The sequence below is a fragment of the Bradyrhizobium barranii subsp. barranii genome (assembly GCF_017565645.3).
Classification (GTDB): Bacteria; Pseudomonadota; Alphaproteobacteria; order Rhizobiales; family Xanthobacteraceae; genus Bradyrhizobium; species Bradyrhizobium barranii.
The window spans coordinates 2,790,725-2,805,066 of the sequence record NZ_CP086136.1 but is presented as its reverse complement, the minus strand read 5'-3'; the positions used below and the strand labels follow the sequence as shown (position 1 = coordinate 2,805,066).

The 14,342-nt window shown below is 66.9% G+C and carries 11 protein-coding genes and 1 pseudogene; 6 read left to right on the top strand and 6 right to left on the bottom strand.

The genetic code is table 11. The annotated features are described in order from the left end of the window. Positions 1 to 3 precede the first annotated feature (3 nt). Genes J4G43_RS13505 through J4G43_RS13495 form a run of 3 tightly spaced genes read right to left on the bottom strand, consistent with a single transcriptional unit; the run spans position 4 to position 1,543 of the window. A complete protein-coding gene (locus tag J4G43_RS13505) occupies positions 4 to 267 on the bottom strand; it encodes a DUF6111 family protein (RefSeq protein WP_028148642.1) in 264 nt (87 codons plus the stop codon). Then, positions 264 to 935 carry a CoA pyrophosphatase gene (locus J4G43_RS13500; protein WP_208085093.1) on the bottom strand — a complete coding sequence of 224 codons (672 nt, stop codon included), beginning with the start codon at positions 933 to 935 and terminating at the stop codon, positions 264 to 266. The genes J4G43_RS13505 and J4G43_RS13500 overlap by 4 nt, the downstream gene beginning before the upstream one ends. After that, positions 932 to 1,543, bottom strand: coding sequence for a DUF1285 domain-containing protein (locus tag J4G43_RS13495; protein WP_208085092.1), 612 nt, complete (start codon positions 1,541 to 1,543; stop codon positions 932 to 934). The genes J4G43_RS13500 and J4G43_RS13495 overlap by 4 nt, the downstream gene beginning before the upstream one ends. Before the next feature lie 257 nt (positions 1,544 to 1,800). Between J4G43_RS13495 and J4G43_RS13490 the strand changes: the two genes are divergently transcribed. The 6 genes from J4G43_RS13490 (at position 1,801) to J4G43_RS13465 (ending at position 11,952) form a co-directional block, all read left to right on the top strand. After that, complete coding sequence (locus tag J4G43_RS13490; protein WP_071916189.1) at positions 1,801 to 2,799, top strand: AAA family ATPase; 999 nt, start codon at positions 1,801 to 1,803, stop codon at positions 2,797 to 2,799. Beyond that, positions 2,799 to 3,743: a DUF58 domain-containing protein gene (locus J4G43_RS13485; RefSeq protein ID WP_063985164.1), complete on the top strand. Its 945-nt coding sequence runs from the start codon at positions 2,799 to 2,801 to the stop codon at positions 3,741 to 3,743. Before J4G43_RS13490 ends, J4G43_RS13485 begins: the two co-directional genes overlap by 1 nt. Beyond that, positions 3,740 to 6,553, top strand: coding sequence for a DUF4159 domain-containing protein (locus tag J4G43_RS13480; protein WP_208085091.1), 2,814 nt, complete (start codon positions 3,740 to 3,742; stop codon positions 6,551 to 6,553). Before J4G43_RS13485 ends, J4G43_RS13480 begins: the two co-directional genes overlap by 4 nt. A 7-nt stretch (positions 6,554 to 6,560) precedes the next feature. Beyond that, a complete protein-coding gene (locus J4G43_RS13475) occupies positions 6,561 to 8,624 on the top strand; it encodes a hypothetical protein (protein WP_208085090.1) in 2,064 nt (687 codons plus the stop codon). Positions 8,625 to 9,021: 397 nt separating this feature from the next. After that, complete coding sequence (locus J4G43_RS13470; protein WP_208085089.1) at positions 9,022 to 9,417, top strand: DUF2946 family protein; 396 nt, start codon at positions 9,022 to 9,024, stop codon at positions 9,415 to 9,417. Positions 9,418 to 9,564: 147 nt separating this feature from the next. Further along, positions 9,565 to 11,952, top strand: a complete 2,388-nt coding sequence (locus J4G43_RS13465; protein WP_208085088.1) for a TonB-dependent receptor — start codon at positions 9,565 to 9,567, stop codon at positions 11,950 to 11,952. A gap of 99 nt (positions 11,953 to 12,051) precedes the next feature. Here the strand turns inward: J4G43_RS13465 and J4G43_RS13460 are convergent. The 3 genes and pseudogenes from J4G43_RS13460 to J4G43_RS13450 form a co-directional block, all read right to left on the bottom strand. Then, positions 12,052 to 12,532 (bottom strand): annotated as a pseudogene (locus J4G43_RS13460) (GNAT family N-acetyltransferase). A 30-nt stretch (positions 12,533 to 12,562) separates the two neighbouring features. After that, entirely contained in the window at positions 12,563 to 13,078 is a 516-nt protein-coding gene (locus J4G43_RS13455) for a GNAT family N-acetyltransferase (RefSeq protein ID WP_208085087.1), read from the bottom strand. Positions 13,079 to 13,131: 53 nt separating this feature from the next. Continuing rightward, positions 13,132 to 14,304, bottom strand: coding sequence for a hypothetical protein (locus tag J4G43_RS13450; RefSeq protein WP_225004852.1), 1,173 nt, complete (start codon positions 14,302 to 14,304; stop codon positions 13,132 to 13,134). Positions 14,305 to 14,342 lie beyond the last annotated feature (38 nt).

Sequence of the window (14,342 nt, the reverse complement as noted above, 5' to 3'; positions counted from 1 at the left end):
CCCCTATTTTTCCACGCCCGGCACGAGCCTGCCGTTCTCGATATGGGCGGGAACGTAGGTCGAATCCGGTGCGGCGCCGGAGAAATGCGCGAAGCCGATCAGCCCCGCGATGACAAGCACGAGCGCGGCCAGGACCAGGCGCGCGACGACGGTGACCGGCCAGGACGATCGCGCGAACAGGCCGGAGCGGGTGGCGGCCAGGAACAGCGCATAGACGGCAAAGGGGATGAGGAAGATTCCGATCTCGGTCAGAATCGGCCGGATCATGATGAGTAGATCCGCTCATACAGCACACGCAGCATTCCTGCCGTCGCACCCCAGATGTAGCGTTCCGCGAACGGCATCGCGTAATAAAACCGCTCCATGCCGCGGAATTCCTTGCTGTGCACCTGGTGGTTCACCGGGTTCATCAGGAAGGATAGCGGTACCTCGAAGGCATCATCAACCTCCGAATGGTTGATGGCGGGCTCGAAGCCGGGCCGCACCTTGGCGACCGTCGGCAGGATGCGGAAGCCGAAAGCGGTGCCGTAGAGATCGAGATAGCCGATCGGCTCGACGAAGTCTCTGGACAGGCCGACCTCCTCCTCGGCCTCGCGCAAAGCCGCATCGAGCGGCGAGGCGTCGATCGCGTCGATCTTGCCGCCGGGGAAGGCGATCTGGCCGGCGTGGTCGTTGAGATGCGCCGAGCGCTGCGTCAGCAGGATGGTCGGCTCGGGACGGTCGACCACGGCGATCAGGACCGCAGCCGGCCGCACCGGCTGCTCGCGCGCGACGATCTCGAGCATCTTGTCGGTGCCGGGATCGCCCGAGGCCGGGATGACGTTCGGATCGTAGAGGCCGGGCGGCACGTCGAAGCCGAGCCTCGCCCGGGATCGGGCGAAGAAATCGGCCGCGCCGATCACGACCGGACCGCTCTTCAGGATAGGCTTGTTCAAAGTGCGGCCCTCACCTGCTCCGCGTCGGCCATGGCGAAGAATTCGCCGGCCGACTCGACGCCGAACATCGGCTGGCCATCGACCATCCGCTCCTCACCCATGTCAACCAGATCGTAGTAGAGCGCGCGGGTGACCTTGGCCCAGAGATCGGCGCGGACATGCAGGTATGGCGTCAGCCCGCCCTCCCTGGCCTGCTCGAAGCGCAGCCGGTGCGCGGCATCGCAGGTGACCCAGTCGTCGACATTGGTGCGGAAGCGGAGCACGCGATGGTTGTCCTCGCCGTCCTTCTGCATCTCGACCGCCATGAACGGCGCGTCGTCGACGCGAATGCCGACCTTCTCCACAGGCGTGACGAGGAAGTGCTTGTCGCCTTCGCGCTTCAGGACCGTCGAGAACAGGCGGACCAGCGCAGGGCGGCCGATCGGCGTGCCCATGTAGAACCAAGTACCGTCGGAAGCGATTCGGATGTCGAGATCGCCGCAAAACGGCGGATTCCACAGATGCACCGGCGGCAGGCCCTTCTTGGCGCCTTCGGCATTGGCGGCACTTTTGGCGGCGGCAGTCAGCCCCTCAAGACCTCGATCGGCGCTCTGCCCTTGGTTCGCCATGGTTTGCCCTGACTCTGTCTGTTGGCACGATTGGTGCAGGTTTTACGTTGTACCCGGGTGCGCGGTTCCACACCGGATTAACCCGGTGCGGAGGTCGCCACTTCGTGATGCCCTACATATCCCTAAGCCGATAAGGTGGGGATAGGTTAATTCAACGAATACATGGCCTTCCTGCAAGTCTAGCATAGGGCCCATGTGCAACTTGTGATGATCTGACGACGCAAGCGGGCCGCGTGGCGGACTTAAGGAGCTGACGGATGGCGGAAAGTGTCGAGAAACTGGAAGACGGAATCGTCCGTTCGGCCGAGCAGGTGTCGAGCCAGATTCGCGCGGCGAAAGACGCAATCGCGTCCGTCATCTTCGGCCAGGATCGGGTGATCGAGAACACGCTCGTCACCATCCTCTCCGGCGGCCATGCGCTGCTGATCGGCGTGCCCGGCCTCGCCAAGACCAAGCTGGTCGAGACGCTCGGCATCACGCTGGGTCTCGACGCCAAGCGCATCCAGTTCACGCCCGATTTGATGCCGTCGGATATTCTCGGTGCCGAAGTGCTCGACGAAAGCACCGCCGGCAAGCGTTCCTTCCGCTTCATCTCCGGTCCCGTCTTCGCGCAGCTGCTGATGGCCGACGAGATCAACCGCGCCAGCCCGCGCACGCAGTCGGCGCTGCTCCAGGCGATGCAGGAGCAGCACATCACCGTCGCCGGCGCGCGCCACGACCTACCGAAGCCCTTCCACGTGCTCGCCACGCAAAACCCGCTGGAGCAGGAAGGCACCTATCCGCTGCCGGAAGCCCAGCTCGACCGCTTCCTGATGGAGATCGACGTCGACTATCCCGATCGCGACGCCGAGCGCCGCATCCTGTTCGAGACCACGGGTGCCGAGGAGACGCTGGCGAAGGGATCGATGAACGCAGATGCGCTGATCACCGCGCAGCGGCTGATCCGCCGTCTGCCGGTCGGCGATTCCGTGGTGGAGGCGATCCTGTCGCTGGTCCGCTCGGCCCGTCCGGGCGAGGAGAGCGGCGAGACCGGCAAGTTCATCGCCTGGGGTCCCGGCCCGCGCGCCAGCCAATCCTTGATGCTCGCCGTGCGCGCACGCGCGCTGATCGACGGACGCCTGGCGCCCTCGATCGACGACGTGCTCGACCTCGCCGAGCCCATATTGAAGCACCGCATGGCGCTGACGTTCCAGGCGCGCGCCGAAGGCCGCACGATTCCGGACGTGATCAAACAATTGAAGGCTCGGATCGGTTGATGGCCGCAGACAACGGGCACACAGCGAAGGAGATCATCGCGATCCGACGTGCCGATGGCGAAAGCCGTACGCTCGCCGCTTCGCTGCCGCGCCTGGTGCTCGAAGCCCGCCGTATCGCCGCCAACGTCATCCACGGCCTGCACGGAAGGCGTCGCGCCGGTTCTGGCGAAAATTTCTGGCAATACCGCCGCTTCGTCTCCGGCGAGCCGGCGCAGAACGTCGACTGGCGCCGCTCGGCGCGTGACGACCATCTCTATGTGCGCGAGCTCGAATGGGAAGCCTCGCACACGGTGTGGATCTGGCCCGACCGCTCGCCCTCGATGGCGTTCGCCTCCAAGACCGCGCGCGAATCCAAGCTCGAGCGGACGCTGATCGTCGCCTTCGCGCTGGCCGAGCTGCTGGTCTCGGGCGGCGAACGCGTCGGCATTCCCGGACTGATGGCGCCGACCGCGAGCCGCAGCGTCATCGACAAGATGGCCCAGGCGATGCTGCATGACGATGCCGACCGGCTGAGCCTGCCGCCGTCCTTCGTGCCTTCCGCGCTCGCCGAGATCATCGTGCTGTCGGATTTCTGGTCGCCGATCGCGGAGATCAAATCCACGCTCGCGGGCCTGTCCGGCTCCGGCGCGCATGGCACGATGGTGCAGGTGGTCGATCCCGCCGAAGAGTCCTTCCCTTATTCCGGCCGCGTCGAGTTCGTCGAGCCCGAGGGCTTCGGCGTGATCACGGCGGGCCGCGCCGAGAGCTGGGCGCAGGACTACACCGCGCGGCTCGCGCTGCACCGCGACCAGATCCGCGCCGAGACCAGCAGACTCAACTGGCTGTTCACGACCCATGCGACCGACCGCTCCGCCGCCGAGCTCTTGCTGTTCCTGCATGCCGGCATGCAGGTGAGCAAATCGGGCACCCGCACCACGACAATCAAGGTGGGGCCGGCCGCATGATGGGATTGCCGCTCGCCTTCACCGAACCGCTGCTCCTGATCGGCCTCGTCAGCCTGCCCGTGCTGTGGTGGCTGCTGCGCGTGATGCCGCCGCGGCCGCGCCGCATCGAGTTTCCGCCGACGCGCCTGCTGTTCGACATCGCGCCAAGGGAAGAGACGCCCTCGCGGACGCCGTGGTGGCTGACCGCGCTGCGGCTCCTGGCTGCGGCCCTCGTCATTTTCGCCGCCGCCGGCCCGATCTGGAATCCGCAAACGGGCGCCGCCGGCAGCAAGGCGCCGCTCATGATCATGTTCGATGACGGCTGGAGCGCCGCATCGCACTGGGATGTCAGGGTCAGGGCCGCCGACGAGCTGATCGCCAATGCCGACAACGACCGCCGCGCCATCGCGCTGGTGCCGCTGTCCGAGCCGAACCGCGACATCACCCTGATGCCGGCGGGTGCGGCGCGCGTCGCATTGCGCCAGCTCGCGCCAAAGCCCTACTCGATCGATCGCGTTGAAACCCTGACCGCCATCGACCGCTTCCTGAAGGCCACCGGCGACTGCGAGATCGCCTGGCTCTCGGATGGCGTCGATACCGGCCGTGGCGAGGATTTCGTGCAGGGCCTTGGCAAGACCATCGGAGATCGCAGCCTGACAGTGTTCGAAGGCGGCACGTCCTCCCCGCTGGCGCTCGTCGCCGCCGAGAACGCCGCCGCCAAGATGACGGTGAAGGTGCTGCGCACCGAAAGCGGCATCGCCGTCGGCACCGTGCGCGCGCTGGACCAGAAGTCCTCGCCGATCGGCGAAGCGCGTTATTCGTTCGGCCCGCAGGACAAGGAGACCGAAGCCTCGTTCGACCTGCCGGTCGAGCTGCGCAACGACATCACGCGGCTCGAGATATCGGGCGCGCGTTCGGCCGGCGCGGTGCAACTGCTCGACAAGCGGTGGCGCCGCCGCGCCATCGGCATCGTCACCGGCACGACCAGCGAGACCGCGCAGCCGTTGCTGGCGCCGACCTTCTACCTGACCCGTGCGCTGGCGCCGTTCGCCGACGTGCGGCTCGCCGACCGGGGCTCGCCGCAGCAGGGCATCACCCAATTCCTCGACCAGAAGCTGCCGATGATCATCCTTGCCGATGTCGGCACCGTCGCTCCTGAAATCCGCGAGCGCCTCAACGCCTGGATCGACCAGGGCGGCGTGCTGGTGCGCTTCGCCGGTCCAAGGCTCGCGCAGGCCGAGGACGATCTCGTGCCGGTCAAGCTGCGCAAGGGCGGCCGCACGCTCGGCGGCAGCCTGACCTGGGAGAAGCCGCAGCATCTCGCCGCCTTCGCGGCGAACGGCCCGTTTGCCGGCGTCGCAGTCCCCAAGGACGTCACCGTGAACCGCCAGGTGCTGGCCGAGCCCGACGCGGTGCTCGCCACCAAGAGCTGGGCCTCGCTGGAAGACGGCACGCCGCTCGTCACCGGCGAGCATCGCGGCAAGGGCCTGGTCAGCCTGTTCCACGTCAGCGCCGACATGCGCTGGTCTGACCTGCCGATGTCGGGCACCTTCGTCGAAATGCTGCGCCGGGTCGTCGACATGTCCGGCTACACCGCCAAGCCCGGGCCCGGGGTCGCGGCCGAGGCGAGCACCGAGACGGTGGCGCCGCTGCACATCCTCGACGGCTTCGGCGCGTTCGGTCCGCCGCCGGCCACCGCAAAGCCGCTGCCCGCGGATTATCGCGACCGCGCTACGCCTGATCATCCGCCCGGCTTCTATGGTCCGGCAGAAGGACCGCTCGCCGTGAACACGCTCGCCGCTTCGGACCGCATCGCCGCGCTGAACACCGCAGGCCTGCGCGCCCGGCACGCGACCTACACCAATGCCGAGCCGCGCGACCTGCGCGGCTGGCTGCTGTCGACGGCGCTCGCACTGTTCCTGATCGACGCCATCATCGTCGCGGTGCTCGGCGGCGGGATCGCCGCGCTGCTGCGCCGGCGCGCCGCGACAGCCATGATCGTCGTCGGGCTGGCGCTTGCAAGCCTGGTGTCGCTTGCGCCCGCGCCGTCGCGCGCCGATGGCGCCTCCGACGAGTTCGCCATGAAGGCGGTGTCGCAAACCCGCCTCGCCTATGTCGTCACCGGCAATGCCGACGTCGATTCCATCGTCAAGGCCGGCATGTCCGGTCTGACGCAATTCCTGGCGCAGCGCACCGCGCTGGAGGCCGGCGATCCCGTCGGCATCGATCCCGGACGCGACGAGCTCGCCTTCTTCCCGCTGATCTACTGGCCGATCGTGCCGGGCGCACCCAAGCCGCCGCAGGATGCCATCAACAAGATCGACGCCTACATGAAGCAGGGCGGCACCGTGCTGTTCGACACCCGCGACGCGATCGAAGCGCCGCCCGGCGAGAACGGCGCCGCACAGACCCCGGGCATGCAGACGCTGCGCGAGATCCTGTCGTCGCTCGACGTGCCCGAGCTCGAGCCGGTGCCGCGCGAGCACGTGCTGACCAAGACTTTTTATCTGCTGCGCGACTTCCCGGGCCGTTTCAGCACCGGCCAGACCTGGGTCGAGGCCTTGCCGCGCGATGAGGACGACGACAGCGCGCAGCGGCCGGCCCGCGGCGGCGACGGCGTCTCGCCCATCATCATCACCTCGAACGATCTGGCCGGCGCCTGGGCGCAGCGGCTCGACGGTCAGTTCATGCTGCCGATGTCCGGCGGCGACGCCCGCCAGCGCGAATTCGCCTACCGCGCCGGCGCCAACATCGTGATGTACACCCTGACCGGCAACTACAAGGCCGACCAGGTGCACGCACCGGCCCTGATCGAACGGCTGGGGCAATAGGATCGACATGAATTACGGCATAGCCTTCACGCCGCTTGTTCCCGCGATCGTCCTGTGGCTCGCGCTCGCCGCGATCGTGGTCGTTGCGCTCGTGCTGCTGGTGGCGCGTGCGCGCGGTGCAGCCGTGCGCGTCGCCGCGCTGGCGCTGTTCCTGCTGGCGCTCGCCAATCCCTCCTTCACCCGCGAGGACCGCGATCCCCTCACCTCGGTTGCCGCCGTCGTGGTCGACAAGAGCCCGAGCCAGAATTTCGGCAACCGCAATCGCGAGGCCGCGCAAGCGCAGGAAGCGCTGGTCGACAGCCTGAAGAAGATCAAGGGCCTCGAGGTCCGCGTCGTCGACGCCGGACAGGCCGATGGCGAGACCGACGGCACAAAACTGTTCGGGGCGCTGGCCACCGCGCTGTCGGACGTGCCGGTCGACCGTGTCGCCGGCGCGTTCCTGATCACCGACGGCCGGGTCCACGACATCCCGGCCAACACCGCCGGGCTCGGCTTCCAGGCGCCGGTGCACGCACTGATCACCGGGCAGAAGGACGAGCGCGACCGCCGCATCGCGATCACGGCGGCGCCGCGCTTCGGCATCGTCGGACAGACCCAGACCATCACCTATCGCCTCGACGACCAGGGCGTTTCCGGCGAGCGTGCCAAGGTCACGATCCGCAGGGACGGCGAGGTCCTGGGCGAGCGCACGCTGGGAAGCGGCCAGAGCGCAAGCGTCGACGTCGACATCAAGCATGCCGGCCCCAACATCGTCGAGATCGAGGCCTCGCCGCTCGAGAAAGAGCTGACGCCGGTGAACAACCGCGCGGTCGTTGCCATCGACGGCGTGCGCGACAAGCTGCGCGTGCTGCTGGTCTCGGGCGAGCCGCATTCCGGCGAGCGCACCTGGCGCAACCTGCTGAAGTCCGACGCCAGCGTCGACCTCGTGCACTTCACCATTCTGCGTCCGCCGGAGAAGCAGGACGGCACGCCGATCAACGAGCTGTCGCTGATCGCGTTTCCGACCCGCGAGCTGTTCCAGCAGAAGATCAACGAATTCCAGCTGATCATCTTCGACCGCTACGCCCGCCAGGGCGTGCTGCCGATCGCCTATTTCGACAACATCGCGCGCTACGTCCGCGCGGGCGGCGCGGTGCTGGTCTCGGCCGGTCCCGACTATGCCTCCAACACCAGCATCTGGCGCACGCCGCTGGATTCGGTGCTGCCGGCAGAGCCGGTCGGCGTGACCGAAAAGCCGTTCTATGCCCATCTGTCGGAGATCGGAAAACGCCATCCGGTCACGCGCGGCCTCGAAGGCTCCGCCTCCGAGCCGCCGCGCTGGAGCCGCTTCTTCCGCACCGTCGACACCCGCAATGCGGTCAACCCGCCGGTGATGACGGGCGTCGACGGCAAGCCGCTCCTGTTCCTCTCGCGCTTCGGCGAGGGCCGCGTCGCACTCTTGCTCTCCGACCATATCTGGCTGTGGGCGCGCGGCTATGAAGGCGGCGGCCCGCATCTCGACCTGCTGCGGCGGATGTCGCACTGGCTGATGAAGCAGCCGGACCTCGATGAAGAGGCACTGCGCCTCCAGGTGCAGGGCAAGGACCTCGTCGTGGTGCGCCAGACCATGTCGGACAGCGTCCAGCCGGTCAGCGTGACCTCGCCGTCCGGCGTGTCGCAGGACCTGACGCTCAGCCCTGCCGATCCCGGCGAGTGGCGCGCCAGCCTGCCGGCCAGCGAGCTCGGCCTGTGGCAGGCGACCGACGGCACGCTGAAGGCGCTGATCAATGTCGGTCCGACCAATCCGAAGGAGTTTTCGGAAGTCACCTCGACGACCGAAACCCTGAAGCCGCTGACGCAGGCGACCGGCGGCAATGCTGTGCGCGTGGTCGACGGCGCCAGCGTCGAGCTGCCGCGCATCGTGCCGGTGCGTTCGGCGAGCGTCTTCGCGGGCGATGGCTGGATGGGCGTGCGGATGCGCGACGCCAGCGTCGTGAAGGGCGTCGGCGTGCTGCCGATCTTCGCCGGCCTGATCGGCCTGCTGTTGCTGCTCGGCGCGTTTGCCGCCACCTGGGTCCGCGAAGGGCGCTGAACTCTCTTGGCGTGATGAGACTCGCCTAGCACCGCGACGGCGGTGCGTTCCCTCCCCCTTGCGGGGGAGGGCTAGGGAGAGGGGTGGCCCAGCAAAAGGTGCCGATTGTTAGCGATGCATCGCGTATGAGTGCGCGACGGAAAGAGTCCCCGTGTGGCACCCCTCTCCCTGCCCCTCCCCCGCAAGGGGGGAGGGAACGGAGAGAGCACCGCTGTTGGCCCAACTCGATTCGACTTCAACCCATCGCGCTCTAGTTGCCCGAACGACACATCGGTTCGGTCGCCTGCGCGCGTTGGTCCGCTCGCTGTTGACATCCGCTGATCGATGCTGCGATGTTACATTATAACATCGCGAGATCAGGGGAATTGATCCTCGCGATGTGGGGTGGCTTTTCCAGATGAAGTGGTTCCGGTCGAATATCAGACACGGCGCCCGGTTCGCGATGCTGGTGCAGTTCGCGTTGACGTTCGGCCACAGCCATTGGTTCGCCCAGGCCGCTCCCCTCGCACAGTCCTCGCTCCAGCAGACCGACAGCGGCAAGAGCATCGCTTCGATCGACCGCGCCGCGGTCCAGAAGCAATCGCCCGCCGGCCCCGACCGGGAGCAGCCGGGCGAGGACAATTGCGCGATCTGCGCCGTGGTCGCGATGGCGGGCACCGTCGTATCCGCGACGCCGCCTGTGCTCCTGCTGCCGCAGGCGATCGAGCTGCTTCAGCTCACCACCGATGCCGAATTCGTCCATCTGAAATCGGCCGGCACGGCGTTCCAGCCCCGCGCCCCTCCCGCGTCCTGACTCCAGACATCACTTGATCACGCCCGGCTCGCCGCTTTCAGGCGAACGCACGGGAGAAGTTGAAGTCGAATTCCGTCGCGCTGCGACGGCAGGCCGCCTCCGATCAGCACCAAATCTTGCGGACGGCGCCTGACTGGAATCAGGACTATGTCATTTGAATTGCGACGCGCGCAGCGTCTGGGTGGAGCAAGCCTGCTCCTGCTCGGCGCCGCCGCCACATCGGCGCTCGCCCAAGAGCCGGTACAACAGCCTGCGCAAGATAAATCATCGACCGAGATCCCCGCCGTCACCGTGACGGCGCCGAGCCCGATCGTGCGCAGGGTGGTGCCGACCCGCAGCCCGGTCCATGTCGCGCGCACCGGACGGTCGCGCGGCCAGCAACGCACGGCGGAAGCAGCGCCGGCAGCGCCGGCGACGGCCGCCACGCCCCAGCAGGGCGTGCTGCCAATCGTCACCAACCAGTTCGCCACCGTCACCGTGGTGCCGAACGAGGAGATCCGCCGCGAGGGCGGCGGCCAGCTCGGCGATCTGCTGTTCTCCAAGCCCGGCATCACCGGCTCGAGCTTTGCACCTGGCGCCTCCAGCCGGCCGATCATCCGGGGCCTCGACGTCAACCGCGTCGGCATCGTCGAGAACGGCACCAATGCGAACGGCGCCTCCGATCTCGGCGAAGATCACTTCGTCCCGATCGATACGCTCGCGACCAATCAGGTCGAAGTGGTGCGCGGGCCGGCCGCCTTGCGCTATGGATCGACCTCGATCGGCGGCGTCGTCAGCGCGACCAACAACCGGATTCCGGACGCGCTGCCAACCTGCGGTGCCCAGCCGTTCCAGAGTTATGGCATGCCGGTGAAGGCGCCACTCGCAACCGCCGGGACATCGCCCTGCGTCACGGCCGAGACACGTTCCGCGTTCAGCTCGGTCGATCGCGGCGTCGAGAGCGGCGTGCTGCTCGACACCGGCGCCGGCAATTTCGCGTTCCATGCCGACGTCTACGGCCGCAACACGACGGATTACGGCATCCCGAGCTACCCCTATTTGACCGACCAGACCCGGACCATCACAAACGGGCGCCAGCCCAATTCGGCGTCGCGCACGGACGGCGCCTCGATCGGCGGCTCCTACTTCTTCCAGGGCGGCTATATCGGCGCGTCGATCACGCAGAACGACTCGCTCTACCACATCCCCGGCATCGACGGCGCCGACCACAACACCCGGATCGACGCGCACCAGACCAAGATCAACGTCAAGGGCGAGTACCGGCCCGATGCCGCCGCGATCGACACCATCCGCTTCTGGGCTGGCGCCACGGATTATCGACACAACGAGATCGGCCTTGCCGATCCCGCCGATCCCAACACCGACGGTGTGCGGCAGACCTTCACCAACAAGGAGCAGGAGATCCGCACCGAGGTGCAGTTGATGCCGTTCAACGCGCGCTTCGCCGAGGTGACGACGGCGCTGGGCTTTCAGGTCGGCCATCAGGAATTGACCGCGCCGAGCCCTGACAATCCCGGTACGCTGTTCAACGGCCTGTGGGACCCCAACAACAACACCCGCGTTGCCGCTTACGCCTTCAACGAGTTCAAGTTCACGGACGCGACGCGAGCCCAGATCGCCGGCCGCATTGAGCATGTCGAGCTGCACGGCACGACGCCGAACTTCCCGCCGGATTATCTACCCGACGGCACGCCGCAGGTGGGCATCGCACGCAATCCGTCCTTCACGCCGAAGAGCGGCAGCATCGGCCTGTTGCAGGACCTGCCGGGCGGCATGGTCGGCAGCATCACCGCACAATATGTCGAGCGCGCGCCGAAGCCGGCCGAACTGTTCTCGCGCGGTGCGCATGATGCGACCGCGACGTTCGACATCGGCAATCCGAACCTCGCGATCGAGACCGCTGAGTCGGTCGAGGTTGGACTGCGCAAGGCGACGGGGCCGTTCCGGTTCGAGGCGACCGTCTACTACACGCATTTCGACAATTTCATCTTTCGCCGCCTCACCGGCGTGATGTGCGACGACAGTTTCGCGTCCTGCGGCACGCCGGGCGCCGAGTTGAACCAGGCCGTCTATTCGCAGGCCAACGCCAACTTCCGCGGCGGCGAATTCCAGTCGCAGCTCGACGTCGGCGCATTCCAGGGCGGCATCTGGGGCATCGAGAACCAGTTCGACGTGGTGCGCGCCACCTTCACCGACGGCACCAACGTGCCGCGCATTCCGCCGCTGCGGATAGGCGGCGGCGTGTTCTGGCGCGACGACAACTGGCTGATGCGCGTCAACCTGTTGCACGCGTTCGCGCAGAACAACGTCGCCGTGATCGCGGAGACGCCAACGCCGGGCTACAATTTGCTGAAGGCCGAGGTCAGCTACAAGACCAAGCTCGATCCGCGTCTGTTCGGCGCGCGCGAGATGACGGCCGGCATCGTCGGCAACAATCTCCTCAACGAAAACATCCGCAACTCGGTGTCCTACACCAAGGACGAGGTTCTGATGCCCGGCATCGGCGTGCGGGCGTTTGCCAACTTCAAGTTCTAGCCTTTTCAAGTTCTAGCCTTGCGACAGCCGGGGCCCGCGGGCCCCGGCACAGGCGCGTTGAGTGAGCCGTAGCCCGGATGGAGCGGAGCGAATTCCGGGCTACGGGCTGCGCGTCAGCCGCTTCTCGAAGCGCCATTGATCGACGGGGAACGGCCCGTTCGAGGTGTCCGTCATCATCACGAAGGTGCCGGCGTTACGCCAACCGCTCTTCTCGTAGAACCGCGCAGCGCGCGCGTTGCCGACGGCGCAGGCCAGCCACGCCAGCTCCACGCCGCGCGGCAAGGCGGGCCTCTGCGTCGGAGATCAGCGCCGCGGCCACGCCCGCGCCGTGCGCCTTCGGCGATACGAAGAGCTGATACAATTCGTCAGCCCTGACGGCGCAGAAGCCGAGCGGCGCGCCGGCCGGGCCGACGACGCGGATGTCGGGAAGCAGGACCGCCAGCCGATCGCGAAAATTCGGGAGCGTGCGAAGGCGGACCAGTTCTGGCGGCGCAAGCGAGGCATGCGACCCATGCCAGGCATCGTGCCACAGCTGAGCGAGATGATCGACTTCACCGGCATCAGCGGGCCGCACCTGCATCATGGATACTCCGCAAAAGGTATCGTAGCCCTAGCCTCGCGCCTTGCTCCAGTCGGGCGTTACCTGCCCCGACACGCCCTCGAAAGCGCCGTCGACGAGCTCGAACACCAGCACGCGTGCGGCGTCGACCGGGCCCGGCATGGTGACGCGGCCCTTCGGCACCGGCTTGAAGCCGACGCGGCTGTAATAGGGCTCGTCGCCGACCAGCAGCACCAGACGGTGCCCCTTCTCCTTGGCGTCCTTCAGCGCGCGCTCCATCAGGAGACGGCCGATGCCGCGGTCGCGGAACGGCGGCTCGACGGTGAGCGGCCCGAGCAGCAGGGCCTGCGTCTCGCCGACCAGCACCGGCAATTGCCTGACCGAGCCGACCAGCAGCGTGCCGATGCGGGCGGTGAAGGACACATCGAGCAGATGCTCGACGTGCTCGCGAATGCGGTAAGCGCTGAGCACGAAACGGCCGGGGCCGAAGGTGCGCTCGTGCAGCCGTTCGATCGCCTGGGCGTCGCCGGCGGCTTCCGGAAGGATGGTGAGCGAGAGATCGGTCATGTCGGCATGCGTCTTCGAGCGAAGTGGTTTCAGGTTCGCGTCAGGAAAACGCGTCAATGCGAGATGCGGGATAACATCTCAGACGGCCGCGGTCCATCGGCCTCGTGGGCGATAAACCCCTGTGCCGGACCGCGGCTGAGGACGGCCGCGAACAGCAGCGTCCAGAGCGACAGCATCAGGATCGGGATGACATAGTACTGCGTGAAGACCGGATGCGTGGCAAAGAACGCCAGATTCAGCGCGAGATTGCCCACCACCAGCAACGCGAGTTTCCTGACGCCGCCATGGCCGGCGAAGCGCCACAACAGCGCGGTCCCGACGCAGGCAATCACGATCAACGGGAATTGCGTGTCGCGGAGATAGGCCAGCAGCACGGCCGGGTCGAGGCTCCGCGGGGCCGTATCCTGGCCGCCATAGGCCGAGACCAGTGGATTGCCTGAGTTGACCAGGTTCGCCGCGAACACCGGCAACAGCCCGACGAGGAACGAAAGGCCGAGCGCGAGTCCTGAAACGAACGTCTCGCGGGTACGCCAGATCAGGAACGACAATCCGAAGAACAGGAAATAGCCGGCCGACAGAACCACGTTGGCGATCCGAAAGCTCGCGGACAGGCCGAGCAGCACGCCGACGGCAGCGACTATCAGCAGGCGGCGCCGGCCTTCATCGACGAACAGTCTTGCGGTGAACAGACCCGCCAGCGCGCAGACGACCATCGTCGGCGCCATCGAATAGCTCGCCTTGGTCGGATTGATCATGAAGTAGATCGAGAGCGCGCCGAGCAACGCGGCGAGCGTCAAGCCGACCTTCTCCTGCGCCCGCCACAAGCCGAACAGCGCAAGGCCGGCGACGATCGCGTTGGCCAGCATATAGAGCGGAACGACCTGGAACCCCTCCGGGAACAGCGCCAGCACGAAGCCCGTGCCCGGCGGTGGCGTCATCACCCATTTGCTGCCGTCGGCAGTTTGGGTGTGGCAGGGTGCCCGCGTCGGTTCGTTCCAGTTCGGAAAATCGATACTTCGCAACTTGGCCGCGAGATAGCCGTCGGTTTCACGGGCGAGGCTGGTGTCGAGCCCTTGCCAGCCGAAGCGCTGGAACAGATGCGCCTGCCTGAGATAGCAGATGTCGTCATAGACGCCGCGGCTCTCGCTCCAATGCGAGATCAGCCTGATGTTGCTGGCCAGAATTGCCAGAAACACAATTGAAAAAAATACTTTAACAGCTCTCATCGGCATTCGCCGGGCGGCCCCCGCAGCTTGAAATGGCC